The following is a 23,204-nucleotide window of genomic DNA, read 5'->3' as shown; positions in this document are numbered from 1 at the left end:
CCGGCCCACAGATGACGCCCCCTTGAGGGGGTGACGCACCGCAGGTGCGGCGCGGGGGTGGGCTAATCAATGCCGGAAGTGGCGCACTCCCGTGAACACCATGGCCACACCACGCTCGTTGGCTGCATCGATGACTTCCTGATCTCGCATGGAGCCACCGGGCTGCGCCACACAGGTTGCGCCGGCATCAACCACCACGTCCAGACCATCACGGAACGGGAAGAATGCGTCGCTGGCGACCACGGTGCCTTCCAGGCTGAGCTTGGCGGCTTCGGCCTTGATGCTGGCAATCCGGGCTGAGTCGAGACGACTCATCTGACCGGCGCCCACGCCCATGGTCATGCCGTTCTTGCAGAAAACGATGGCATTGGACTTGACGTATTTGGCCACTTTCCAGGCGAAGAGCAGGTCTTGCAGTTCTTCCTGGGTTGGCTGCTTGACGGTGACCACCTTCAGGTCAGCCAGCGCCAGCTCGTGGTTGTCGGCAGTCTGCAGCAGCAGGCCGGAACCGACGCGCTTGGCATCCATGGCATTGCGGCCTTGCTCCCAGGCGCTGGCACCACCTTTCGGCATTTCGATCTTCATCAGACGAACGTTGACCTTGGGCTTGAAGATCTCGAGGGCTTCGGCGGTGAAGTCAGGAGCCATCAGCACCTCGACGAACTGCTTGACCACGGCTTCGGCAGCGGCTTTGTCGACCGTCCGGTTGAAGGCAATGATGCCGCCAAATGCGCTGGTAGGGTCAGTCTGGAAGGCCTTGGCATAGGATTCATGGGCGTCTTTGCCCACAGCCACTCCGCAGGGATTGGCGTGCTTGACGATCACGCAAGCAGGTGCGTCGAAGCTCTTGACGCATTCCCAGGCGGCATCGGCATCAGCGATGTTGTTGTAAGAGAGCTCTTTGCCCTGCAGCTGCACACCTGTGACCAATGCACCTGGGGCCGGATAGAGATCCCGGTACAACGCGGCCTGCTGATGGCTGTTTTCGCCGTAGCGCAGGTCCTGCACCTTGAGGAACTGTCCGTTGGACTGGCCCGGGAACAGGCTCCGAGCCGGCACATAGGTCTCGGAGAGTTTCTCTTCTTCGAACGTCACGGATGAGAGGTAGTCACTGATGGCGCCATCGTACTGAGCAATACGGTTGAAGGCTGCCACCGACAGGGCAAAACGCAGTTTGTCAGACAGTTTCCCAGCGGTCTTCAGTTCGGCGATCACGGCTTCGTACTGACCGGCGTCGGTCACCACGCCCACATCTTTCCAGTTCTTGGCAGCACTGCGCACCATGGCCGGACCACCGATGTCGATGTTCTCAATCGCGTCGGCCAGCGTGCAACCTTCTTTGGCCACGGTAGCTTCAAAGGGGTAGAGGTTGACCACCAACAGGTCGATGGTGTCGATGTCGTGCTCTTTGAGTGCTGCCATGTGCTCGGGCAGCTCGCGACGCGCCAACAGACCACCGTGCACCTTGGGATGCAAGGTCTTCACGCGACCGTCGAGCATCTCCGGGAAATTCGTGACCTCGGCCACTTCTGTCACAGGCAGGCCTTTATCCGCCAGCAGTTTGGCAGTACCGCCAGTGGAGATGAGCTTCACACCCAGGTCGTGCAGGGCCTGGGCGAATTCGACGATACCGGTTTTGTCAGAGACGGAAAGAAGTGCTCGCATGGTCATTCTTGGAAAGGTTCGAGAGAGAAATTGAAGTCAAAAATCAGTCAGGAAGGAAGTCTCGTACCGATGACCAATTCATTGGACGAGGGCACCGAGGATCCGGCTTTGCCGGTCCGCCAGGTGCCGCCCCCTTGAGGGGGTGGCGCGTAGCGCCGCTGGGGGCCAGGGCCTGCCAACACCTATTTTCCGAGTGCGAAGGTGCTGAATACAGCTCCAATCGAGGCGCTCGACGCCGGCCAGACTGGGCGTCTGGCCTAGGAGTGCAACGATGAGTGGGGTTGTATTCAACACCTTCCCTCCGGGTTGCGGCCAAAAACGCCATGCGCTGCGTTGCGAAGCCTTGCCGGGGGCATACCCCGCCTTCGTTTCGCGCCTTGCGCATGACGTTCTTGACTCGCAACGCATCTCGGAAAATAGGTATTGGCAGGCCCTAGTCAATCAGTTTGTGCTCCACCAGCTTCTTGCGCAGGGTGTTGCGGTTCAGGCCAAGCCACTGCGCCGCGCGCGACTGGTTGTTGTGTGTTTGCTCCATGACAACCTCGAGCAGCGGCCTCTCCACAGCCTTGACCAGCATCTCGTGCAGATTGGCTGGCTCAGTGCCGTCGAGGTCATTGAAATAGCGTTCCAGGCTGGTGCGCACGCAGGCGTACACATTCCCGTCACTTTGTTCTTGTTGTTCTTTTTGGCTGTTGCTCATGCCGCCAGCTTCCAGTTGTCAGTCGAATTGTCTTGTGAGGTGGTGCAGCCAGGGTCTGCCGCTTCGGCGCTGGCCCATTCGTCGATGGCATCTCGCACACAGTCCAGTTGCGCCTGGCAGCTGGTGAGTGCATTGATGCGCAGGCGGAAGGCCTTGGCCTGCTGGCTCGACACGGGCAAGGACTGCGCATACCAGCCCAGATGCTTGCGCGCGGAGCGTACACCCGTGTATTCGCCGTAGAGGTCGTAGTGGTCTTCGAGGTGATCCAGCAACCAGGCTTTGACGTCCTTCCATGCGGGCGGAGGTGCAAGTTCCCCAGTTTCCAGATAGTGGGCAATCTCTTGAAAGATCCACGGGCGCCCTTGGGCTGCCCGCCCCACCATGATGGCGTCGGCGCCGGTGTGGCGAAGCACGGCTTGCGCTTTCTGGGGGGAATCGATGTCGCCATTGGCGACCACCGGAATGCCCACCATGTCTTTGATGCGTGCCACGGTGTCGTGTTCTGCCATTCCCTTGTAGCCTTGCTCGCGGGTGCGTCCGTGCACGGTGAGCATTTGTACGCCTGCCAGCTCGGCCGCCTTGGCCAGCACCGGCGCATTGCGCCCGTCGGCGGACCAGCCGGTTCTCATCTTGAGTGTCACGGGCACACCATGCGGTGCGCAGGCAGCCACCACGGTTTCGACGATGTCAATCGCGAGTGCCTCGTCCTGCATCAAGGCAGAGCCTGCCCATTTGTTGCAGACTTTCTTGGCCGGGCAGCCCATGTTGATGTCGATGATTTGCGCGCCACGATCGATGTTGTAGCGGGCGGCATCGGCCATCATTTGCGCATCTGTCCCCGCAATCTGCACCGCAATCGGCGCAGGCTCTCCATCGTGATTGGCACGGCGAGAGGTCTTCAGGCTGTCCTGCAGATCCGGGCGGGATGTCACCATTTCGCTGACGGCATATCCAGCCCCCAGCCGTTTGCACAGTTTGCGAAACGGCCGGTCGGTCACGCCTGCCATCGGCGCAACAAAAAGGGCATTGGGCAGCCGGTACGGCCCGATTTGCATGGTGGTGGGAGAATGGGTGATGGAGGATGCCCGGGCGCCTGAATGGTACCGGGCCTGCCATTTTAACTGCCTGTTTTTTCAGCAGGTGATATCCCGACGAGTGGCTCGGCATGTGCGCTCATCCGGACACCACTCAACAACTACCTTCTTTCCCTCTGAGAAGCCATACCCTCAATGCCCGAATGGATGACCGCCCTGCTGAACTGGCTGGCCTTGCCCGAGGTCGGACTGAGCACGGTGTTCATCGTGTCCCTGGTGTCAGCGACTTTGTTGCCACTCGGCTCAGAGCCGGCGGTCTTCGGCCTTGTTTCCCTCAATCCGGAGCTCTTCTGGCCCACCATCCTGGTGGCCACGGCGGGCAACACGATTGGCGGCATGATCACGTGGGCCATGGGCTATGGCACGCACAAAGTGGTGGACAAGGCGCGGCACAGTCGAACAGATGTGCATGCGCTGCGATGGCTGGAGCGCATGGGCCCCATGGCATGCCTGTTTGCCTTCATGCCCATCATCGGCGACCCCCTATGCGCTGTGGCCGGCTGGTTGCGTCTGCCCTTCTGGCCTTGCCTCGGCTACATGGCTCTGGGCAAGTTTCTGCGCTACGTGACGATGACAGCTGCGCTGGTCTGGGTGTTCCCTCCGGGACTCACCAGCTGACGGTTTTTCTGCCTTAGCCCTCATACTGGACGCTTTTTTTCGCGCCCCGCACCGCCACGCCAGCCAGCCCTTCTCTCCATGACTGCCCCCATCAAGCCTTTAGCCCTCCCCAAAGTGGACCGTCTGCCACGGTCCATCTGGGCCCTGATGCTCGGCAACTTTGTGATCGGCACCGGCGTGATGGTGGTGCCAGGCACACTCAACGAAATCGCACGCTCACTGGCGGTTTCGGTCCCTCAGGCCGGCATGCTGATCACTGCTGGTGCGATTCTGATGGGCGCCGGAGCGCCTCTGTTTGCGGCATTGGTCGCCGGCTGGGACCGACGCAAACTGCTGGCGCTTTGCCTGCTTTGGTACGGTTTGACCATGGGTGCGTCGGCATTTGCGCCATCCTACGGCTGGCTGCTGGCGTTGAGAATCATCACGGTAGTGGCCCCTCCCATCTTCACGCCACAGGCGGCGGCTTCCGTTGGATTGCTCGTGCCCGAGCATCTGCGAGGACGCGCGATCACCTTCGCTTTTCTCGGGTGGTCGGTGGCTTCGGTGCTGGGCGTCCCCCTGGCTGCCTGGATCGGCGGCACGCTTGGCTGGCGCTGGTCTTTCGGCCTGACGGGTGTGATGTCCCTTCTTTGCGCAGCGTGGGTCTGGCGAGAACTGCCCAATGGGCTTCGCACGCCGGCGCTTTCCCGGCAAGCCTGGGGGCAGGCACTGGGTTCTCCGGCCATCATGCTGACGGTGGCTGTCACGCTCGTGAGCAGCTCGGGCCAGTTCACGCTGTTCGCGTACTTTGCGCCCTACCTGGAGGAGGTGATGAGCGCCAGCCCTACGGAGCTGTCACTGATGTACCTCTGGCTGGGCGCTTTTGGCGTCGTGGGCAACATGCTGATCTCCCACCGCATCGACCGCTTGGGACCATCCAGGGCTGTCGCCATCTGCCTGGCGGCCATGGCCGTGTCCTTGCTGATGTTCCCATTGGGTCTTCCACACCTGGGGCTGCTGGCCGTGGTGATGCTGCCATGGGCGGCGAGCATTTTTGCGTCGAATTCGGCACAGCAAGCCCGCCTCGTGCATCTCGACCCCGGCCTGGCATCGGCCACGATCTCATTGAACTCTTCGGCCATCTACGCTGGGCAGGCCATCGGTGCCGCCGCGGGCGGTGCCATCATCGCCAGTGGTCACATGGCGCAGCTGAACTACCCGGCGTTTGCCTTGCTGACCGTCTCCCTGGCCATCAGCATCTGGGCCGCCAAAATCCAGAAACGCAAAACGCAGCCGGCGCCGCAGGCGTGAAGCCTTGCAGGCTGAACTGCGCTTGACTGGCCTGGAACTCAGACGTTGAAGAGGAAGTTCATGACATCGCCGTCCTGGACGATGTAGTCCTTGCCTTCAGCCCGCATCTTGCCGGCATCCTTGGCGCCTTGTTCACCCTTGTAGGTGATGTAGTCCTCGAAAGCGATCGTCTGGGCACGGATGAAACCACGCTCGAAATCACCGTGGATGGCGCCGGCGGCTTTGGGTGCCGTGTCGCCGATGTGGATGGTCCAGGCACGCACTTCCTTCACGCCAGCCGTGAAGTAGCTTTGCAGGCCCAGGAGTGTGAAGCCCGCCCGGATCAAACGGTTCAGGCCAGGTTCTTCCTGTCCCATCTCCTGCAGGAACATCAGGCGGTCTTCGTCTTCCATGTCAGCCAGCTCTGCCTCCGTCTTGGCGCAAATGGCCACCACCGGCGCTCCCTGGCTGGTTGCGTACTCTTCCAGGCGCTGCAGCATGGGGTTGTTCTCAAAGCCGTCTTCGCTGACGTTGCCCACAAACATGGCGCGCTTGGCGGTGATCAGGCACAAGGGTTTGATCAGTTCCATCTCGTCATCGCTCAGGCCCATGGTGCGAACCGGCTTGCCTTCGTTGAGCTCGGGCTCAAGCTTGGCCAGCACCTTCACCATGGCTGCAGCCTCTTTGTCGTTGCCGCTCTTGGCTTGCTTGGTGTAGCGCTGCAGGCTCTTTTCCACGGTGCCCAGGTCGGCCAGGCACAACTCGGTCTGGATGACTTCGATGTCGGCGATCGGGTCAACCTGCCCGGCCACGTGGATCACGTTCGGATCTTCAAAGCAGCGCACCACGTTCACGATGGCGTCGGTCTCGCGGATGTGGGCCAGGAATTGGTTGCCCAGACCCTCGCCCTTGCTGGCACCCGCCACCAGACCGGCAATGTCCACGAACTCCACGATGGAGGGGACCACGCGCTCGGGTTTGACGATCTCTGCCAGCTTTTCCAGGCGTGGATCGGGCACTTCAACCACGCCCACATTGGGCTCGATGGTGCAGAAAGGGTAGTTCTCGGCTGCGATACCGGCCTTGGTCAAGGCATTGAACAAGGTGGATTTGCCCACGTTGGGCAGGCCGACGATTCCGCACTTCAAAGACATGGAGATTCCTCAATTGGGGGTGCCCTGCCCACCAGCAGGGGCCACGCAGCGCAAATCGGGCGCCGGACTGTACTGGTCACGAGGGTCTTTGGAACCGCTCCTGGGCTCATTGCGCCGAGGCGCACACATCACGGTGACCTTGGGCTGGAGCCGGGCGGCAAAGTCTGACATTGTACCCAGCGCCCTGGCCGTACGGGCCTGCATGGCATGGGCTGATCCCGTGTGGCGGCAGATCGGGCATACGGCTCATCCCTCCAGGCTCCACGGACAAGGCGATTTGCGGTACCCTGCCAGACGTGTGGGCGGCAGACCCGCTGCAGGAGACAGGCTGATGGATTTTCCCCTGGCAGGAACGGGCACGCCGAGTTCGTCGCTCTACCTGTTCGAGAAGTTCGAATGCGGCGTCATTCATCTGGACCAGGAACGGCATGTTCTGGCCATGAACGACTTTGCCCGCAAGGTCTTGCCGGTGGACGAGAAGCAGCCGTTTGACAAGATGGTGCTGTCGTTCCACCCCGAACGCTCCAAACCGAAAGTCAACTTCCTGCTGGACGAGGCGTCAGCCTGCCCGGTCGCCAACGCTGTTCCCATGACGATGATCATCAACATCCCTGAACAGGTGCTGTTGATCAAGGTGACCCGCCTGGCCGACCAGAAGGGCGCTACCACCGGCTTTGTGCTGGTGTTCTATGACGTCACCCAGGTTGTTTCTCAGGATGACCACGCCGATGAAGCGCCGGCCACGCCCAACCGCAGGTTGCTGCGCATTCCCATGGTGGCCAACCATCGCGTGGCGTTTGTGGATGCCAAAGACGTGCTCAGCCTGGAGTCTCAGGCGCACTACACCCGCATCCTCACGCGCGAAGGTTTTCATTTCTGCAACCTGAGCATCGGGGACCTGGAGCTGCGGCTGGACCCGGAGCAGTTCATGCGGGTGCATCGCTGTCACATCGTCAACCTGCATGCTGTGGCCAGCCTGGAGAGAGAGGGCAGCAAGACGCTGATCGCGCTCAAGGGCGGCAAGCGGGATCTGATTCCGGTTTCTCGAGGTGAGGTGACGCGGCTTCGCGAGGCACTGGGACTACTCAGCCGACATTGATCCTGTGGCCTGTATGTGGCCAAACCAAGGGAAATTACCAGCTGTAACGCGGATGGGGACTTTCCCTGATTGTTTGCCGCTGCCCGCACGATCTGAGCACTTCGTGCAGTCAGGCGTACATTTCGTGCAGAAAATCCTGCATCTGATGCCTTCTCCGCTCTAAATCCCGACATTCGCGTCGGGTTGGAGGCGTTCCTACACTGGGTTTGTCATTGACAAAACTCAATCTGGAGACGCCCCCATGATTCCTCCGCGGTTCGAATATCACGCCCCCCGCTCGGTCGGAGAGGCCGTGGCCCTGCTGGGTCAGTACGGCTCGGATGCCAAGCTGCTGGCCGGTGGCCACAGCCTGCTGCCGATGATGAAGCTTCGCTTTGCGCAGCCCGAACACCTGATCGACATCAACCGGATTCCCGAGCTGCGCGGCATCCGCGAAGACGGCAGCACGGTGGTCATCGGCGCCATGACGGTGGAGAACGACCTGATTGCTTCGCCCGTGCTGCAACAGAAGGTCCCGCTGCTGGCAGAAGCGGCCAAGCTGATTGCTGACCCTCAGGTTCGAAACCGCGGCACCATTGGCGGCGACATTGCCCACGGCGACCCCGGCAACGACCACCCGGCCATCTCACTGGCAGTGGACGCATCGTTTGTGCTGGAAGGCCCGAATGGCCAGCGCACGGTGGCGGCGGATGGCTTCTTCCTGGGCACCTACATGACCTTGCTCGAAGAGAACGAGGTCATGGTCGAGATTCGCGTGCCCGCTTTTGCGCAAGGCACCGGTTGGGCCTATGAAAAGCTCAAGCGCAAAACGGGGGACTGGGCCACGGCCGGCTGCGCGGTGGTGATCCGCAAAGGCGGCAGCGGCGTGGGCCATGTTCGAATTGCCTTGACGAACGTCGGCCCGACGGCGCTGCGCGCAGAAGCCGCCGAACAAGCGCTGCTCGACGGCGGCTTCACACCTGCCACCGTGCAGGGCGCTGCTGACGCCGCTGCCGCCATCTGCGAGCCTGCAGAAGACTTGCGCGGCGACGCCGAATACAAAACCGCCATGGCCGCCCAGATGGTCAAGCGCGCCCTCAATGCTGCCTGGGCGCGTTGCGCCTGAAGCCAAGGAGTCCCCACATGGGCAAGAAACTGATCCAAGTCTCCGTGAACGGCAAGTCGGAAGAACGCGCCGTCGAACCTCGCACCCTGCTGATTCACTTCCTGCGCGAAGAACTGAACCTCACCGGCGCCCACATTGGCTGCGAAACCAGCCACTGCGGCGCCTGCACCGTCGACATCGACGGTCGCTCAGTCAAGAGCTGCACACACCTGGCTGTGCAGTGTGAGGGTTCTGAGGTGCTCACCGTAGAGGGCCTGGCCGACAAGGGCGTGCTCCACGCCGTGCAACAAGGCTTCTACCAGGAGCATGGCCTGCAATGCGGCTTCTGCACCCCCGGCATGCTGATGCGGGCGTATCGCTTCCTGCAGGAGAACCCCGACCCGACGGAAGCCGAGATCCGCATGGGCATGAGCGGCAACCTGTGCCGCTGCACCGGCTACCAGAACATCGTCAAGGCCGTTCAACACGCCGCGCGGCTGCTCAAAGAACAAGCCACCGCCACCGCCTGAACGCGAAGACCAACACCGGAGACACAAACATGAATGCACCGCTTCAAGACAACGAAGCCCGCGAACTGGCACTGGCCGGCATGGGCGTCTCGCGCCTGCGCAAGGAAGACGCCCGCTTCATTCAAGGCAAGGGCAACTATGTCGACGACATCAAGATGCCCGGCATGCTGCACATGGACATCGTGCGCAGCCCCCTGGCCCACGCCCGCATCGTCAAAATCAACAAGGAAGCCGCTCTCGCCATTCCTGGCGTGCACGCTGTGCTGACGGCCGACGACCTCAAGCCGCTCAAGCTGCACTGGATGCCGACACTGGCCGGCGACGTCGCCGCTGTGCTGGCCGACGAGAAGGTGCACTTCCAGATGCAGGAAGTGGCGATCGTGATTGCCGACGACCGCTACATCGCCGCCGATGCGGTGGAAGCCGTGGAAGTGGAGTACGAAGAGCTGCCAGTGGTGATCGACCCGATCGATGCGCTCAAGCCGGATGCGCCGGTGCTGCGCGAAGACCTGGCGGGCAAGACCGAAGGCGCCCATGGCGCGCGCGAGCACCACAACCACATTTTCACCTGGACGGCTGGTGACAAGGCCGCAGCGGACGCAGCCTTTGATGCCGCGCCGGTGAAGGTGAGCCAGCACATGTACTACCCGCGGGTGCACCCCTGCCCGCTGGAGACTTGCGGTTGCGTGGCCAGCTTTGATCCGGTCAAAGGCGACCTCACCACCTACATCACCAGCCAGGCACCGCACGTGGTGCGGACCGTGGTGTCGATGCTGTCGGGCATTCCGGAATCCAAGGTGCGCATCGTCAGCCCGGACATTGGCGGCGGCTTTGGCAACAAGGTGGGTGTGTACCCGGGTTACGTGTGCGCCATCGTGGCGTCCATCGTGCTGGGCCGCCCGGTGAAATGGGTGGAAGATCGGGTCGAGAACATCTCGACCACAGCCTTTGCCCGCGACTACCACATGGACGGCGAACTGGCCGCCACCGCTGACGGAAAGATCCTGGGCCTGCGCGTGGACGTGGTGGCCGACCATGGTGCGTTCGACGCCTGCGCCGACCCGACCAAATTCCCGGCCGGCCTGTTCCACATCTGCTCGGGCTCGTATGACATTGCGGCCGCACACTGCTCGGTCAAAGGGGTCTACACCAACAAGGCGCCGGGCGGCGTGGCCTACCGCTGCAGCTTCCGCGTGACCGAGGCCGTCTACCTGATCGAACGCATGGTGGATGTACTGGCGCAAAAGCTGGGCATGGACAAGGCCGAAATCCGGGAGAAGAACTTCATCAAGAAGGAACAGTTCCCGTACACCAGTGCCTTCGGCTTCGAGTACGACTCGGGCGACTACCACACGGCCCTCAAGAAGGTGCTGGATGCCGTGGACTACCCGGCCCTGCGCGCCGAGCAGGCGGCCAAGCGGGCCGACCCGAACAGCCCGACGCTGATGGGCATCGGCCTGGTGACCTTCACCGAAATCGTGGGCGCCGGCCCGAGCAAGATGTGCGACATCCTCGGCGTGGGCATGTTCGATTCGTGCGAGATCCGCATCCACCCCACCGGCAGTGCGATTGCCCGCATGGGCACGATCACGCAGGGCCAAGGACACCAGACCACCTACGCGCAGATCATTGCGACCGAACTGGGCATTCCATCGGAAGTGATTCAGGTGGAAGAAGGCGACACGTCGACGGCCCCCTATGGCCTGGGCACCTACGGTTCACGCTCCACACCGGTGGCGGGCGCGGCCATCGCGCTGGCCGCCCGGAAGATCCACGCCAAGGCCCGCAAGATTGCAGCCCACATGCTCGAAGTCAATGAGAACGACCTCGACTGGGAAATCGACCGATTCAAGGTCAAGGGCGACGACAGCAAATTCAAGACCATGGCCGATGTGGCCTGGCAGGCCTACCACCAGCCGCCGGCCGGTCTGGAGCCGGGACTGGAAGCAGTGCATTACTACGACCCGCCGAACTTCACTTTCCCCTTTGGCATTTACCTGTGCGTGGTCGACATCGACCGCGCCACGGGTGAATCCAAGGTGCGCCGCTTCTATGCGCTGGACGACTGCGGAACGCGCATCAACCCGATGATCATCGAAGGCCAGATCCATGGCGGCCTGACCGAAGGCTTTGCCGTGGCCATGGGCCAGCAGATGCCCTTCGATGCGCAGGGCAACCTGCTGGGCAACACGTTGATGGACTACTTCCTGCCCACGGCCGTGGAAACACCGAAGTGGGAGACCGACCACACCGTGACGCCTTCACCGCACCACCCGATCGGCGCCAAGGGCGTGGCCGAGTCACCGCACGTGGGTTCCATCCCGACCTTCACTTCTGCCGTGGTGGATGCGTTCTCGCACGTAGGCGTGACACACCTGGACATGCCCCACACCTCGTACCGCATCTGGAAATCACTGAAGGAACACAAGCTGGCCCTCTGAAGGCCAGAGAAGCAAGATGGAAGTCAAACTCGATAAAAACTATCCGCTGGATGTGGACCCGGGCCGCGCCTGGGCCATCCTCAGCGACCTCAAGGCCGTCGCTGGCTGCATGCCCGGCGCCGAACTCACCGAACAACTCTCTGACACCTCTTACAAGGGTGGCGTGAAAGTCAAGGTCGGACCTGCTGTGGCGCAGTTCGGCGGCCAGGTAGACGTGCTGGAAAAAGATGACGCAGCTCGGAAAATGGTGCTGCGGGGCAAAGGTGCCGACAAGGGCGGCTCGACCGCCTCGATGGACTTGGCCGCCACCATCGACGCCGACCCGGCCAACCCGGCGGCCAGCGTGCTTCATGGTGACGCTGCGGTCATCGTCAATGGCAAGTTCGCTCAGTTCGGCGGACGGATGATGGTGCAGGTCTCCGACATGATCCTGGCGCAGTTCGTCGAGAACTTTCGTCAGGCCGCCGCCGCCCTGCCAGCGCCTGAAGGCCAGGGAACGGCCGCAGGAGCGACCGCCGACACCACCGCATCCACGGGTAGTGCACCTGCAGCCTCGTCTGCCCCACCGGTGCCCAAGGAGATCAACGGCCTGGCCATCGCCTGGGCTTTGATCAAGAACTGGTGGCGTGGTCTGTTCGGGAAGACATGAACCACCCCCCGCTCCGCTTCGCGTCTCTCCCCCTCTCTCGCCTTCGGCGGGAGGGGGGCGGCACCGTTGGACCGGCCAAGCCGGATTTTCGGTGCCCTGGGGGTTGGCGGGTTTGTGCTCGCGGCGCGTGTTGAGGCTGATGGGACGTCTCCGGTATGAACACTTCCAAACCTACCTCCCAATCCGGTCACAGCGACCTGCAGTTGCGCGAGGCATTGCATCGCTCGGGCTATCTGGTCGATGAGGATTTGGCCACGACCTTGTGGCTGGCGGGCGAACTGGAGCGCCCCCTGCTGATCGAAGGTGATGCGGGCGTGGGCAAGACGGCGCTGGCCGCGGCTTTGGCGCAGGTACAGGGGGCGGAGCTGGTGCGGCTGCAGTGCTTTGAAGGCCTGGACCTCGCGCAAGCGGCCTATGAATGGAATTACGGTCGCCAGCTGATGGCGATTCGGCTCGGCGAATCGGCTGACGGCGCTGTGAAAGAGTCGGACCTGTTCAGCCGTGCGTATCTGCTGGAGAGGCCCCTCCTCAAGGCCATCAGCCTGGACAAACCTGGCGTGCTGCTCATTGACGAGATTGATCGGGCCGACGAAGCCTTCGAGGCCTTCCTGCTGGAAGTGCTGGCCGACTATCAGATCACCGTGCCCGAGATTGGTACGTTGAGAGCCCGCCAGGTGCCCCGCGTGATTCTCACCAGCAACGGCACGCGCGAACTATCGGATGCGTTGCGTCGGCGCTGCCTGTATCACTACCTCGACTACCCCTCCCTGGCCCGGGAGATCGCCATCGTCAAGGCAACGCTGCCCGAAGCTGACTCGCAGCTGGTGGAAGCGTCGGTGCAGTTCGTGCAACGCCTGCGCAAGGAAGACATGTCCAAGGTGCCAGGCATTGCCGAAACCCTGGACTGGGTGAAGGCCTTGCACCGCATGAACCACCACACGCTGCCCGAAGACATGACCGTGCTGCTGACCACCCTCGGTTGTTTGCTGAAGACGCGTGAGGACCGCTTCGCCATTGGGCCCGACCGAGCAAGACAGTTGATGGAAGGCCGTCGCACGGTGGGTGTGGCGGAGAAAAACCAGACGCAGGCCACATCGTCATGAGCGACGCCACATCACCAGCCACAAGCCTGGCGCCGGCACGCGTACCCAGCGAAACGCTCGCCGGTTTCGCGGCGTTGCTGCGCGATCACGGACTCAAGGTCGGTGTGGCCGAGCAGCGCGACATGCTGCAGGCGGCTGTGGGCCTGGGCGCCTTGAACGGAGAGCGGCTGAGCAGCGCCTGGCGTGCCATTGCCTGCCAATCGGCGCGCGACTGGCGCCAATGGCCCGACCTGTTCGACCGCTACTGGCGTCCTGAGCGCACACGCGCTCAGGTGCGGGTGAGCGGGCAGAAGCGCCCATCGCGCGACCTTCGGCAGGTGGTGCAGCAAATGCAAGAGCAGATGGCTGGCCAAACGCAGTCAATACCAGGCTCCAGCACCGCGCCGAACAGTGCTGCGAACGCGCCCAGTGCCGGGGACGCCAACGAAAGTGATGCATCACACAAAGCCCTGGGCGGCGCGAGCCGCACCGAAGCCATGCAGCAAAGAGATGGACAGATGTGGCTGCCCCAGGAGCTGGGTGAACTGCAGCGCCTTGCCCGGCAGATCACGGCAAAGCTCAGGCCCTTGCCCACCCGCCGCTGGCAGGCTTCGCCAACGGGGCATCGACTCAACCTCCGGCAGACCTTGCGCAAAAGTGTGGCCTGGGGAGGCGAGCCTTTGCAGCCGCTGTGGCAGTCGCGTCGCGAGGTGCCACCACGGCTGTTCATTCTGGTCGACGTGAGCCGGTCCATGGAATCACATGCGGCTCTGTTTCTTCGGGTGGCGCGCGCGTTTGCCACCGAGTCGCAAGCACGCGTGTTCGTCTTTCATACCCGGGTGGCTGAAGTCACCGCACTCATGCAGCGCGACTCAGCCACCGTGCAAGAGAAGATCAATGCCGTCACCGCCGGCTTTGGCACCGGCACACGCATCGCACAAAGCCTGCAAACGTTCTCGCATTCGCACGCTCGTGCCCAACTGCGCCGGGGTGCTCACGTCTGGGTCATGTCCGATGGCTTCGACACCGACGCGCCGGAAGAACTGGCGCAAGCACTGACGCATCTGCGCGGCAGGGGTGCGAGGGTGAGCTGGTTTCACCCGACCCACCAGCCCCCTGCTTCTGCGGCCATCGCCAATGCACGCCATTGCATTCGCCAGTTCAATCCGCTGGCCAGCCTGAGCGATTTGCGACGGCTTGCTTCAGCAACCGGGAAGTGGTCATGACAAGCCGCCTCCTCTTCTCATCTCTCGACACCGCCAAACTCACTCTCACTCGAAGGAGTGCCGCATGAACCGCAACCAATGGATCACCCAAGCCGCTCGTCTGCAGGAGCAGGAACTGCCCTTCGCTCTGGTCACTGTGCTCCGCGCGCAGGCCCCCACATCGGCCAAAGCGGGCGACAAAGCCCTGGTCACGGCAGACGGACAGATTCACGGATGGATAGGCGGCGGTTGCGCCCAACCAGCCGTCATCAAGACCGTGAGAATGGCGCTGGAAACCGGGCAGCCACAGAACATCCGCATCGCCCCGACGGACGAGACAGCACAGCGGACCCTGGGCGACGTGCTGGAGTTCGGCATGGCCTGCCATTCGGGTGGCACGCTGGAGCTGTTCATTGACCCGGTGCTGCCCGCACCACAATTGGTTGTCTTCGGGTCTTCGCCGGTGGCACGGGCCCTGAGCGGGCTGGCCCCGCGCGTGGGGATGCAGTCTGTGGTGGTGGCCGACGGCGCCACGGCAGAAGACTACCCCGACGCCGCCAAAGTCCTTGGCACCGACGAGGCCAGTGAGGTGAGCCAGGCTGTCCCTGCGGGTGCAATGGTGGTGGTTGCCACCCAGGGGCGGCGCGACCTGCAGGCCCTTCGCACTGCACTCGCCCTACAGCCCGGCGTGATGTGGCTGGTGGCCAGTGAACGCAAGGCGTCTGTTTTGAAGCAGAGCCTTGTCGCCGCTGGTGTAGACGCTGACCAGGTGGCCGCCATCGTGGCACCCGCTGGCGAACCAATCGGCGCACAAACGCCAGAAGAAATCGCACTGGCGGTCATGGCGACGGTGATCGCCGCCCGACGGGGCAAACACTCAGTGCAAACCCCATGCACCTCTGCGACAGAGTCATCACAAAGTGACGCTAAGCTGGCTGGCCAGCCACCCAAGGCATCGGGATGCTGTGGGGGCAAAACCCGTGAAGTGGCACCAGCCGAAATGCCCGAAGCAAAGGCTGTTGGCGCAACTGCCGTGAAATCCTGCTGTGGGGGAGCTTGAACAAACATGGGCTGCATTCTCAAAGGTGGCGGCGGTCTGTACAGCCGTCTGGTGATGGGCTCGGTCCTGCTGGCGGCCGGTTCCGCTTCGCGCATGGGCAACCGTCCGAAATGCCTGCTGGAGCTGGGTGGCGTGCCCCTGATTCGGCGCCAGCTGATTGCGCTGTCTGGCGCGGGGGTTGACGAATTGGTGGTGGTGCTCGGTCATCACGCAGACCTCATCGAACCCGTGGTGCGGGACTTCCCTGTCACCGTCGTGCACAACCCCGACCCCGATGCTGGCCAGGTGTCTTCATTGCGTGTGGGTCTGCAAGCCTTCACCGGCAAGATCGACGCCGTACTCGTGGCGCTGGCCGATCAGCCGCTCATCAATGCACAGGACATCAACGATGTGATCGGCGCCTACAAAAAGCGCCCCGAAGGCTCAGAGGTGGTGCAACCCTCAGTGGAGGGGCAGCGTGGCAATCCTGTGGTGTTCAGCCAGAACGTGCGCGAGCAGATTCTGGCGGGCGACGCGGACGTGGGTTGCAGGCAATGGCAAAAAGCCCACCCCGAGTCTGTCCATCAGTGGGAGACAGCCAATACACGCTACCGCATCGATGTCGACACCCCTGAAGACATCGATGCGCTCGCTGAGCGAACCGGTCACCGGCTGACCTGGCCTGCAGCACTGACACCCGCCAAAGCCTGAGCAAGCTCGAGTCCGACAAAAGCCCATCCATGGCCCAGCAACGACAAGCTTTTCTTTCCGTGGCGGCGTGGCGCCAGGCAGACGCCTGGCTGGCCTGGCTGCTGCTGGGATGGCTCGGGCAGGAGGTGAGCTGGTCCTTCGCCAGCGGCGTGTGGCCTGTGGTGCTGTGGTGGGCCACCAGAAGTGTTGTGCCGACAACGGCGCTGCCTGGCCGCCTCCAAGCGCACCCCCTGCGGCCTATGGCGGTGGCCTGCACCACGCTGATCCTTGTGGCTTTGGCATGGCGGGGTCCGAGCGGCCACGCCCTCGCTTGCCTGATGCTGGGCGCTGTCAGTTGGGGCGTCTGGAGCGCAAGCCTGCGCCCTCCAGAGGAAAGCCCGCTGCCGACCTTGTCCGGGCAAGCCATGGGCCTGATGATGGGAAGCATGTGGCTGGCTGGCCAGTGGTGTGCGGCTGGCGGCTCGAACTGGCAACTGACGGAAATCGTGGCGTGGCACCTGGCCCTGATGGCCGGCATGCCGCTGATCGTGACGCCGCTGTTGGCGTTCTGGCATGGCCGAGCACATGCGCGCGTTCACCCGAAACAGCTGTCCATGGCATCGATCCTCGTGCTGTTAACCGGATGCACCTTGCTCGCCTGGTCGAGCCAGCCTGTGTGGCACTTGGGCGGAACCTTTCTGGTCGTCGCAGCCTGGGCCGTCGCACCGTCATCGGGCACCGTCCACGTGTTTCCCGGTCGGCTCTGGGCGGGCCCTCTGCTGTTGCTCGCAGTGGGCTGGTGGTCGCCCACGCTGGGGCCGCAAGCGCTGCAGGCCGCATGGTGCGCGCTGGCCCTGTTCAGCCTGATTCCGCTGCTCCAACGCACCCCATCCATGAGCACCTCACATCCCACACACCCCCAACATCCCACACGGCCAGCCGGAGCCGCCCATTGGAGAGACGCTTCATGAACAGCCTGGACATCGACGTTATCCGAACCGCTCTCGACTGGCAGTCGCGCGGCCACCGCGTGGTCATGGGCACCGTCGTGCGCACCTGGGGCTCAGCCCCTCGCCCGCCTGGCTCACTGATGGTGATCCGCGACGACGGGCAGGTGGCCGGCTCTGTCTCCGGTGGCTGCATTGAAGACGATTTGATTTCGCGTGTAGCAAAAGGCGAACTCGCGCTGCGCAAGCCTGAGACGACCACTTACGGCGAATCGGCGGAAGAGTCCCGGCGCTTCGGCCTGCCTTGTGGCGGCACTGTGCAACTGGTGCTGGAGCCCCTGACGCCAGCCTCCCGATTGCGCGAACTCCTGGCCGCCATCGAAAACCACCAACGTGTGCTGCGCCGCATGGACATGACCACTGGCGTGGCCCAACTGACAATGACCGACGATGGCGACCGGGTACAGTTCGACGGCCAGACGCTTGCGACCGTGCACGGCCCGCGATTGCGCCTGCTCATCATCGGCGGTGGTCAGCTCTCGCGCTATCTGGCCAGCATGGCCACGATGCTGGATTACCAGGTCACGGTGTGTGAGCCGCGCGAGGAATACCACGAGGGATGGGAGCGACTGGAAAGTGTCACCTTGTCGCGTGAAATGCCGGACGACCTGGTGCTGGCCATGAATCTCGATGCCCACAGCGCTGTGGTCGCCCTCACACACGACCCCAAGCTCGACGACCTGGCACTCATGGAAGCCCTGCGAACGCCCGCTTTCTACGTGGGCGCACTCGGCTCATTGCAGAACAACGCCAAGCGACGTCAGCGCCTGCTGGAGTTCGACGTCAGCGAAGCAGAAGCTTCAGCCTTGCACGGCCCCGTTGGGCTGAACCTGGGCGCACTCACACCGCCAGAGATCGCCATGAGCATCGTGGCGGAGATGACCGCCAAGCGACGCGGCATGGATCTGAGCGGACCGCTGAGCAACTGGGCAGGCTCAAAGACCGTGTGCACCACCTGCTAGGTCCTCTGGACCGCTGCAAAAGATCAGTCAAAAACCCAATCACCTTCAAAGGCGTCGCCCACCCGCAGTGTCTGGCCTGCACCGCTGTTCACCACCACATTCATGCCGAAGGTGATGGCCCCATTCAGGCGGCGATCAGCCCTGTACCGGCGGATCGCATCGCCCACATGGTGTCCGCGCTCACCGGTATCGGGATCCACATCCGGAATCGGGCAGCGCGCACACGGTTTGACGCAAGCGAACGCGGCCTCGTCGCCGCCTCCCAGCATCACCCGCCAGTTACCCATGCGATCTTCATCATGGGCTTCCATGCCGGACAACACCACGTTGGGCCTGAAACGTCGAATGGAGACAGCTGATTGCCCTTGCCGCTCCAGGTGCTCATTAAGATGATCCACTGACGCCTGGCCCACCACCAGAATGCCAAAGCCATCGGCAAACATCACCGGGTACTCAACTCCCGCAGTCCATTCCATACCGCAGACACGGCGCTGACCAGCGGGAAAGCGCACCAGCCGCAATCCGGCCTGCCCCAGCACGCCTTGCAGCCAGTGAGCGGCGTCCTCGCCCTCGTCCCAGGCGTCGCAATGGTCATGCCAGACCTGAACCCGCCGGCACAGACGCTCGCCATCTGGAGACAGGCTGATGTGCAGCGGCGCCTGCCGGCCTGCCGCATCGGTGAGCACCAGCGCCACCTCATTGAGGCTGGGGCGGATGAGCGCCATGGCGGCCAGTTCCCGCTGCGTCACAAACCGACCTTGGGCGTCCACCACCATCCATTCGCGGTCATGCGCCAGGCCCGTCAGCGTCAGCAGTGCGGCCTCCATCGACACGCCCGCGCACGATTTGACCGGATAGATCCACAAACCGGAGACACGGCCTCTGGGCCGGTCATCCCACCCGGAAACAGGCGAAAAGGCTGAGCTGCTGTCGGAAATAGCCATGGACCCCACAAATCTCTTCAAACTTCCCGAAAAAGCCGGGACAAGCGCCCATTCTGCCCTCCTCCTACAATGTCCCCATGGTCAACCCCAGCTCTCCCAAGACCCAGCCAGCCAAGCGCTACGACGTCGTCGTGCGCGGCGCAGGCATCGTCGGCCGCACACTTGCCTTGCTGTTTGCCCAGGAACGCCTGAAGGTGGCCCTGGTGGAGCCAGCCAGACCTGCAGATCATGCGCAGCGTCCGGACGTTCGGGCCTATGCCATCAATGCCGCCTCAAAAGCCTTGCTGGAGTCGGTGCGAGCCTGGCCATCCGATGGCCAGCAGCCCGCGGCAACTACCCCCGTGATGGCGATGGAGGTTCACGGCGACGCCGGTGGCGAACTCGATTTTCTGGCCGGCGACGCGCAGGTGGACGCACTGGCCTGGATTGTGGATGTGCCCGGTCTGGAAGCACGTTTGGCCAATGCAGTGGAATTCCAGGGCAGCATCGATTGCCTCTCAGAGGCACCTGCTGCGGCGCCCCTGACCGTCATCTGCGAAGGCAAACGCTCCCGGACACGCGAGGCATTGGGTATTGAGTTCGACACCCGCCCCTACCCCCACAAGGCCATCGCCGCTCGCTTGCAATGTGAGAAACAGCACGGCGGCATCGCCCGACAATGGTTTCGCGACGGCCAGATCATGGCTTTGCTGCCACTTGGCGGCGCGGAGGGGAACTCTGTGGCGCTGGTGTGGTCTCTGAACAAGGCTGAAGCAGACGAGTGGCTGAGCAAAGACGCTGCTGACCTGACACAAGCCATTGGCGAGCGCTGCGACCATGCGCTGGGCGACATGACGCTGGAACACGCGCCACAGGCCTGGCCGCTGGAACGGTCACGCGCACGCCAATGGACCCTGAGCACTGCCACGGGCGGTGTGGCACTGGCTGGCGATGCCGCCCATGCCATGCACCCCTTGGCTGGCCAGGGGCTCAATGTCGGGCTCGGTGACGTTGCGGCTTTGGCCAAGGTCATGCGTGAGCGCGAGTACTGGCGCAGTGTGGGCGACCCCAAACTGCTGCGCCGCTATGAGCGGTCACGGCAAGCCGATGTGAGTGCAATGAGCCTGCTGACCGATGGTCTCTTTGGCTTGTTCGAGCATCGCCATGAAGCGTTTCAGACCCTGCGAAACCGGGGGCTGAGCGGTGTGAACCGCCTGGGGCCCGTCAAGCAATGGCTGACACGTCAGGCCATGGGCCTGTAGCGCGAACTGCCCTTCGCTTGAGCCAAGACAACGTTTATCCATACCAATTCACCGGGAAGACATGAAACTCCTCAAATCCACCTTGCTGCTGGGCCTGCTCGGCGCGTTGTCCATGAACGCTCTGGCGCAGGAAGCACTGATCCGCAAGAACCTGCCCGCCCGCCTGCCCAACCTGCCCAAGATCGACGAGGTTCGTGAGACACCCATGAAGGGTCTGTACGAGGTGCGCATCAATGACAGCGAAATCCTCTACACCGACGCAAAAGGCGATTTCGTGATTCAAGGTTCGCTGGTGGATACGCAAAAGCGCGTTGACCTCACCGACGAGCGCATCGCCAAGCTCACCGCCATTGACTTCAAGGATTTGCCTTTCAAGGATGCCTTCACGCTGGTGCGCGGCAATGGCAAACGCCAGCTGGCCATCTTTGAAGATCCGAACTGTGGCTACTGCAAGCGTTTCGAGCGTGACATGAGCACGATCGACAACATCACGGTTCACGTCTTCCTCTACCCGATCCTGGGCAAGGACTCCGCCATCAAGTCGCGCAACATCTGGTGCGCGGCAGACAAGGGCCAGACCTGGAATGACTGGATGCTGAACAACAAGACGCCCGCCGAAGCGAGTTGTGATGCCGATGCGCTTGCGCGCAACGTGGCAATGGGCCGCAAGCTTCGCGTCACCGGCACGCCGACCCTGTTCTTTGCCGACGGCACGCGCGTGCCGGGCGCCGTCGCTGCGGAGAAGGTCGAAGCAGAACTCAAGAAGCAGCATCCCGGCCAGTAACCCCCTGGCCGGCACGCTCCGTCACCGGCCACTTCTTTCATCAGCGCCTTCGCGCCCCATATGACCGTGCCAATGCCTGCTGCTTCCACCAAACCCTCCGCCTCAACCCCTCGCGGCAAAAGGCCCAAGGCGGGCATTCACTACACGGTCAGCGTCAAACGGCCAGCATCGCACCTGTTCGAGGTGGTGCTGGTTGTCGATGCGCCGGCCACCCGTCAGAAGCTGAGCCTGCCGGTCTGGATTCCCGGCAGCTACCTGGTGCGCGAGTTCTCGCAGCACCTGCAGAACCTTCGAGCGACACAGGGGCGCGAGGCGGTACGGCTCAAGCAGTTGGACAAGCACACCTGGATGGCAGAAGGCGTCCAGCCCGGCAAGCCATTGAAGGTGAGCTGCGAGGTCTATGCGTTTGACGCCTCGGTGCGCACCGCCTATCTCGATGTCACGCGGGGATTCTTCAACCCCACCGCCACCTGTCTGCGAGTGCATGGCCGTGAAGACGAGCCATGCACACTCACGCTGGAGCGAGGCACATCGCCCGATGGCTGGCAGGCCGCCACAGCCCTCAAGCCCCAGCGCTGCGATGCGGACGGCTTTGGCCGCTACCTGGCCAGCCACTATGACGAACTGGCCGACTCTCCGGTGGAGCTGGGTGTTTTCTGGAGCGGGGAATTTACCGTTCGCGGCGTGCCCCATCGCTTCGTCGTCAGCGGCACCGGTGCCTGGTTCGATGGCGACCGCCTGCTGGCCGACACACGGAAGATCGTCGAAACACAGATGGCGTTCTGGCACGGCCCGGACGGAAAGCCTCCGTTTGACCGCTACCTGTTCATGCTGTTTGCCAGCGGCACCGGCTACGGCGGACTCGAACACCGCTACAGCACCGCCCTCATCTGCCAGCGCAACGACCTGCCTCGCAAGCCGACATCTGGCGAACCTTCCCTGCCCAAAGAGCCCAAGGTGGGTGATGGCTACACCACGCTGCTGGGCCTGATCAGCCATGAGTACTTCCACACCTGGAACGTCAAGCGCCTGCGGCCGGCCGAGTTCGCCCGCTATGACTACGGACGGGAGAACTACACCGAGCTGTTGTGGTTCTTTGAAGGCTTCACCAGCTACTACGACGATTTGTTTCTGCGCCGCGCCGGCCTGGTGGACGACGCCACCTACCTCAAGCTCTTCGCCAAATCGCTCAATCAGGTACTGCAGACTCCGGGGCGGCACATCCAGAGTCTGGCGCAGGCGAGCTACGATGCTTGGGTGAAGTACTACCGCGTGGGCGAGAACACGCCCAATGCCACCGTCAGCTACTACACCAAGGGCGCATTGCTGGCCTTGTGCATTGACCAGACCTTGCGGCAAAAGCACGGCAGCACACTGGACGAAGTCATGCGCGCACTGTGGGCTCGTTGCGGCGATGGGCCCCTCAAGGAAAGTGACGTTCGCGCTGTCCTGCAGCAACTCAGCGGCGGCAAGGCGTTCAACCCTCTGCTCGACCAATGGATCCATGGTCGCAACGACTTGCCCGTCGACGAGCTTCTGAAGGGATCGGGCGTCAAGGTCAGCACTGCGCCAGCGCCCTTGGCTCAACGTCTGGGTCTGCGCGTTCAGGAACAGAACGGCATCGTCACGGTGAAGACCGTACTGCGCGGTGGCGCGGCCGACGAGGCCGGCCTGGCCGCTGGCGACGAATGGCTGGGCGTTGAATTGCCGCCGGCCAAGCGTGGGCAAGCCTCTGAAGCCTGGCGGGTGAATGAACTCAAGGATCTGGAGCTGTACCTCCATGGGCGCAGTTCATTGACGGCGCTTGTCTCCCGCGACAAACAGCTGTTGCGCCTGCCCATGTCATGGCCAGCACCCGCCAAGGTGGTTCGCCTGGCAGTGGACCAGGAAGCCACCGTCAGAGCCTGGCTGAACGGCTGACGCCCTGAAGATGTCTCAGGGCGAGTA

The 23,204-nt window shown here is 62.9% G+C and carries 21 protein-coding genes; 16 read left to right on the top strand and 5 right to left on the bottom strand.

The features are described 5' to 3' along the window. Positions 1-66 precede the first annotated feature (66 nt). From purH to dusB, 3 genes are all read right to left on the bottom strand, one after another. On the bottom strand, positions 67-1,665 hold the full coding sequence (purH, locus tag ABWV89_RS06850; protein ID WP_353395460.1) for a bifunctional phosphoribosylaminoimidazolecarboxamide formyltransferase/IMP cyclohydrolase: 1,599 nt from the start codon (positions 1,663-1,665) through the stop codon (positions 67-69). A gap of 433 nt (positions 1,666-2,098) precedes the next feature. Continuing rightward, positions 2,099-2,365 carry a helix-turn-helix domain-containing protein gene (locus tag ABWV89_RS06845; RefSeq protein ID WP_353395459.1) on the bottom strand — a complete coding sequence of 89 codons (267 nt, stop codon included), beginning with the start codon at positions 2,363-2,365 and terminating at the stop codon, positions 2,099-2,101. Then, positions 2,362-3,420 (bottom strand): tRNA dihydrouridine synthase DusB, encoded by a 1,059-nt coding sequence (dusB, locus tag ABWV89_RS06840; RefSeq protein ID WP_353395458.1) that lies wholly within the window; start codon positions 3,418-3,420, stop codon positions 2,362-2,364. Before dusB ends, ABWV89_RS06845 begins: the two co-directional genes overlap by 4 nt. Before the next feature lie 174 nt (positions 3,421-3,594). On the opposite strand from dusB, the gene ABWV89_RS06835 reads away from it, so the two are divergent. Both ABWV89_RS06835 and ABWV89_RS06830 read left to right on the top strand, forming a co-directional pair. Further along, positions 3,595-4,077 (top strand): YqaA family protein, encoded by a 483-nt coding sequence (locus ABWV89_RS06835; RefSeq protein ID WP_353395457.1) that lies wholly within the window; start codon positions 3,595-3,597, stop codon positions 4,075-4,077. A gap of 78 nt (positions 4,078-4,155) precedes the next feature. Beyond that, positions 4,156-5,367 carry an MFS transporter gene (locus ABWV89_RS06830; RefSeq protein ID WP_353395456.1) on the top strand — a complete coding sequence of 404 codons (1,212 nt, stop codon included), beginning with the start codon at positions 4,156-4,158 and terminating at the stop codon, positions 5,365-5,367. 38 nt (positions 5,368-5,405) lie between these two features. On the opposite strand, the gene ychF is transcribed toward ABWV89_RS06830, so the two are convergent. Continuing rightward, entirely contained in the window at positions 5,406-6,500 is a 1,095-nt protein-coding gene (gene ychF / locus ABWV89_RS06825) for a redox-regulated ATPase YchF (protein ID WP_353395455.1), read from the bottom strand. A gap of 331 nt (positions 6,501-6,831) precedes the next feature. On the opposite strand from ychF, the gene ABWV89_RS06820 reads away from it, so the two are divergent. The 11 genes from ABWV89_RS06820 to ABWV89_RS06770 all read left to right on the top strand — a co-directional run bounded on the left by ABWV89_RS06820 (position 6,832) and on the right by ABWV89_RS06770 (position 18,288). Further along, positions 6,832-7,599 (top strand): LytTR family transcriptional regulator, encoded by a 768-nt coding sequence (locus ABWV89_RS06820; RefSeq protein WP_353395454.1) that lies wholly within the window; start codon positions 6,832-6,834, stop codon positions 7,597-7,599. Positions 7,600-7,840: 241 nt separating this feature from the next. Then, entirely contained in the window at positions 7,841-8,704 is an 864-nt protein-coding gene (locus ABWV89_RS06815; protein ID WP_353395453.1) for an FAD binding domain-containing protein, read from the top strand. A gap of 17 nt (positions 8,705-8,721) precedes the next feature. Beyond that, the gene (locus ABWV89_RS06810; RefSeq protein WP_353395452.1) at positions 8,722-9,213 is read left to right on the top strand and encodes a (2Fe-2S)-binding protein; all 492 of its coding nucleotides are present in this window, start codon (positions 8,722-8,724) and stop codon (positions 9,211-9,213) included. Positions 9,214-9,242: 29 nt separating this feature from the next. Further along, positions 9,243-11,654: an aerobic carbon-monoxide dehydrogenase large subunit gene (locus ABWV89_RS06805; protein WP_353395451.1), complete on the top strand. Its 2,412-nt coding sequence runs from the start codon at positions 9,243-9,245 to the stop codon at positions 11,652-11,654. 16 nt (positions 11,655-11,670) lie between these two features. Next, complete coding sequence (locus ABWV89_RS06800) at positions 11,671-12,303, top strand: SRPBCC family protein (RefSeq protein ID WP_353395450.1); 633 nt, start codon at positions 11,671-11,673, stop codon at positions 12,301-12,303. A gap of 155 nt (positions 12,304-12,458) precedes the next feature. Continuing rightward, positions 12,459-13,406, top strand: coding sequence for an AAA family ATPase (locus ABWV89_RS06795; protein ID WP_353395449.1), 948 nt, complete (start codon positions 12,459-12,461; stop codon positions 13,404-13,406). Further along, positions 13,403-14,611: a vWA domain-containing protein gene (locus ABWV89_RS06790; RefSeq protein ID WP_353395448.1), complete on the top strand. Its 1,209-nt coding sequence runs from the start codon at positions 13,403-13,405 to the stop codon at positions 14,609-14,611. Before ABWV89_RS06795 ends, ABWV89_RS06790 begins: the two co-directional genes overlap by 4 nt. Before the next feature lie 64 nt (positions 14,612-14,675). Next, positions 14,676-15,650 carry an XdhC family protein gene (locus ABWV89_RS06785; protein ID WP_353395447.1) on the top strand — a complete coding sequence of 325 codons (975 nt, stop codon included), beginning with the start codon at positions 14,676-14,678 and terminating at the stop codon, positions 15,648-15,650. 6 nt (positions 15,651-15,656) lie between these two features. Then, complete coding sequence (locus tag ABWV89_RS06780; RefSeq protein ID WP_353395446.1) at positions 15,657-16,340, top strand: nucleotidyltransferase family protein; 684 nt, start codon at positions 15,657-15,659, stop codon at positions 16,338-16,340. A 29-nt stretch (positions 16,341-16,369) separates the two neighbouring features. Continuing rightward, entirely contained in the window at positions 16,370-17,290 is a 921-nt protein-coding gene (locus ABWV89_RS06775; RefSeq protein ID WP_353395445.1) for a hypothetical protein, read from the top strand. After that, complete coding sequence (locus ABWV89_RS06770; RefSeq protein ID WP_353395444.1) at positions 17,287-18,288, top strand: XdhC family protein; 1,002 nt, start codon at positions 17,287-17,289, stop codon at positions 18,286-18,288. Before ABWV89_RS06775 ends, ABWV89_RS06770 begins: the two co-directional genes overlap by 4 nt. A 23-nt stretch (positions 18,289-18,311) precedes the next feature. Here the strand turns inward: ABWV89_RS06770 and ABWV89_RS06765 are convergent, their stop codons facing one another. Further along, entirely contained in the window at positions 18,312-19,232 is a 921-nt protein-coding gene (locus tag ABWV89_RS06765) for an MOSC domain-containing protein (protein ID WP_353395443.1), read from the bottom strand. Between the two features lie 77 nt (positions 19,233-19,309). Here ABWV89_RS06765 and ABWV89_RS06760 point away from each other — a divergent pair, with 77 nt between their 5' ends. The 3 genes from ABWV89_RS06760 (at position 19,310) to ABWV89_RS06750 (ending at position 23,177) form a co-directional block, all read left to right on the top strand. After that, a complete protein-coding gene (locus ABWV89_RS06760) occupies positions 19,310-20,473 on the top strand; it encodes an FAD-dependent monooxygenase (protein WP_353395442.1) in 1,164 nt (387 codons plus the stop codon). Positions 20,474-20,534: 61 nt separating this feature from the next. After that, entirely contained in the window at positions 20,535-21,257 is a 723-nt protein-coding gene (locus tag ABWV89_RS06755; protein ID WP_353395440.1) for a DsbC family protein, read from the top strand. A 72-nt stretch (positions 21,258-21,329) separates the two neighbouring features. Continuing rightward, positions 21,330-23,177, top strand: coding sequence for a M61 family metallopeptidase (locus ABWV89_RS06750; protein WP_353395439.1), 1,848 nt, complete (start codon positions 21,330-21,332; stop codon positions 23,175-23,177). The last annotated feature ends 27 nt before the right edge of the window (positions 23,178-23,204 follow it).

It is taken from the genome of Hydrogenophaga sp. 5NK40-0174, assembly GCF_040372165.1.
Classification (GTDB): domain Bacteria; phylum Pseudomonadota; class Gammaproteobacteria; order Burkholderiales; family Burkholderiaceae_C; genus Hydrogenophaga.
The sequence above is the reverse complement of the archived record's forward strand: the minus strand, read 5'-3'. Positions and strand labels throughout refer to the sequence as shown.

What these genes read in the sequence shown, in the direction of transcription:
- purH (WP_353395460.1), bottom strand. Translation starts at nt 1,665, where the DNA reads ATGCGAGCACTTCTTTCCGTCTCTGACAAAACCGGTATCGTCGAATTC.
- ABWV89_RS06845 (WP_353395459.1), bottom strand. Translation starts at nt 2,365, where the DNA reads ATGAGCAACAGCCAAAAAGAACAACAAGAACAAAGTGACGGGAATGTG.
- dusB (WP_353395458.1), bottom strand. Translation starts at nt 3,420, where the DNA reads ATGCAAATCGGGCCGTACCGGCTGCCCAATGCCCTTTTTGTTGCGCCG.
- ABWV89_RS06835 (WP_353395457.1), top strand. Translation starts at nt 3,595, where the DNA reads ATGCCCGAATGGATGACCGCCCTGCTGAACTGGCTGGCCTTGCCCGAG.
- ABWV89_RS06830 (WP_353395456.1), top strand. Translation starts at nt 4,156, where the DNA reads ATGACTGCCCCCATCAAGCCTTTAGCCCTCCCCAAAGTGGACCGTCTG.
- ychF (WP_353395455.1), bottom strand. Translation starts at nt 6,500, where the DNA reads ATGTCTTTGAAGTGCGGAATCGTCGGCCTGCCCAACGTGGGCAAATCC.
- ABWV89_RS06820 (WP_353395454.1), top strand. Translation starts at nt 6,832, where the DNA reads ATGGATTTTCCCCTGGCAGGAACGGGCACGCCGAGTTCGTCGCTCTAC.
- ABWV89_RS06815 (WP_353395453.1), top strand. Translation starts at nt 7,841, where the DNA reads ATGATTCCTCCGCGGTTCGAATATCACGCCCCCCGCTCGGTCGGAGAG.
- ABWV89_RS06810 (WP_353395452.1), top strand. Translation starts at nt 8,722, where the DNA reads ATGGGCAAGAAACTGATCCAAGTCTCCGTGAACGGCAAGTCGGAAGAA.
- ABWV89_RS06805 (WP_353395451.1), top strand. Translation starts at nt 9,243, where the DNA reads ATGAATGCACCGCTTCAAGACAACGAAGCCCGCGAACTGGCACTGGCC.
- ABWV89_RS06800 (WP_353395450.1), top strand. Translation starts at nt 11,671, where the DNA reads ATGGAAGTCAAACTCGATAAAAACTATCCGCTGGATGTGGACCCGGGC.
- ABWV89_RS06795 (WP_353395449.1), top strand. Translation starts at nt 12,459, where the DNA reads ATGAACACTTCCAAACCTACCTCCCAATCCGGTCACAGCGACCTGCAG.
- ABWV89_RS06790 (WP_353395448.1), top strand. Translation starts at nt 13,403, where the DNA reads ATGAGCGACGCCACATCACCAGCCACAAGCCTGGCGCCGGCACGCGTA.
- ABWV89_RS06785 (WP_353395447.1), top strand. Translation starts at nt 14,676, where the DNA reads ATGAACCGCAACCAATGGATCACCCAAGCCGCTCGTCTGCAGGAGCAG.
- ABWV89_RS06780 (WP_353395446.1), top strand. Translation starts at nt 15,657, where the DNA reads ATGGGCTGCATTCTCAAAGGTGGCGGCGGTCTGTACAGCCGTCTGGTG.
- ABWV89_RS06775 (WP_353395445.1), top strand. Translation starts at nt 16,370, where the DNA reads ATGGCCCAGCAACGACAAGCTTTTCTTTCCGTGGCGGCGTGGCGCCAG.
- ABWV89_RS06770 (WP_353395444.1), top strand. Translation starts at nt 17,287, where the DNA reads ATGAACAGCCTGGACATCGACGTTATCCGAACCGCTCTCGACTGGCAG.
- ABWV89_RS06765 (WP_353395443.1), bottom strand. Translation starts at nt 19,232, where the DNA reads ATGGCTATTTCCGACAGCAGCTCAGCCTTTTCGCCTGTTTCCGGGTGG.
- ABWV89_RS06760 (WP_353395442.1), top strand. Translation starts at nt 19,310, where the DNA reads ATGGTCAACCCCAGCTCTCCCAAGACCCAGCCAGCCAAGCGCTACGAC.
- ABWV89_RS06755 (WP_353395440.1), top strand. Translation starts at nt 20,535, where the DNA reads ATGAAACTCCTCAAATCCACCTTGCTGCTGGGCCTGCTCGGCGCGTTG.
- ABWV89_RS06750 (WP_353395439.1), top strand. Translation starts at nt 21,330, where the DNA reads ATGCCTGCTGCTTCCACCAAACCCTCCGCCTCAACCCCTCGCGGCAAA.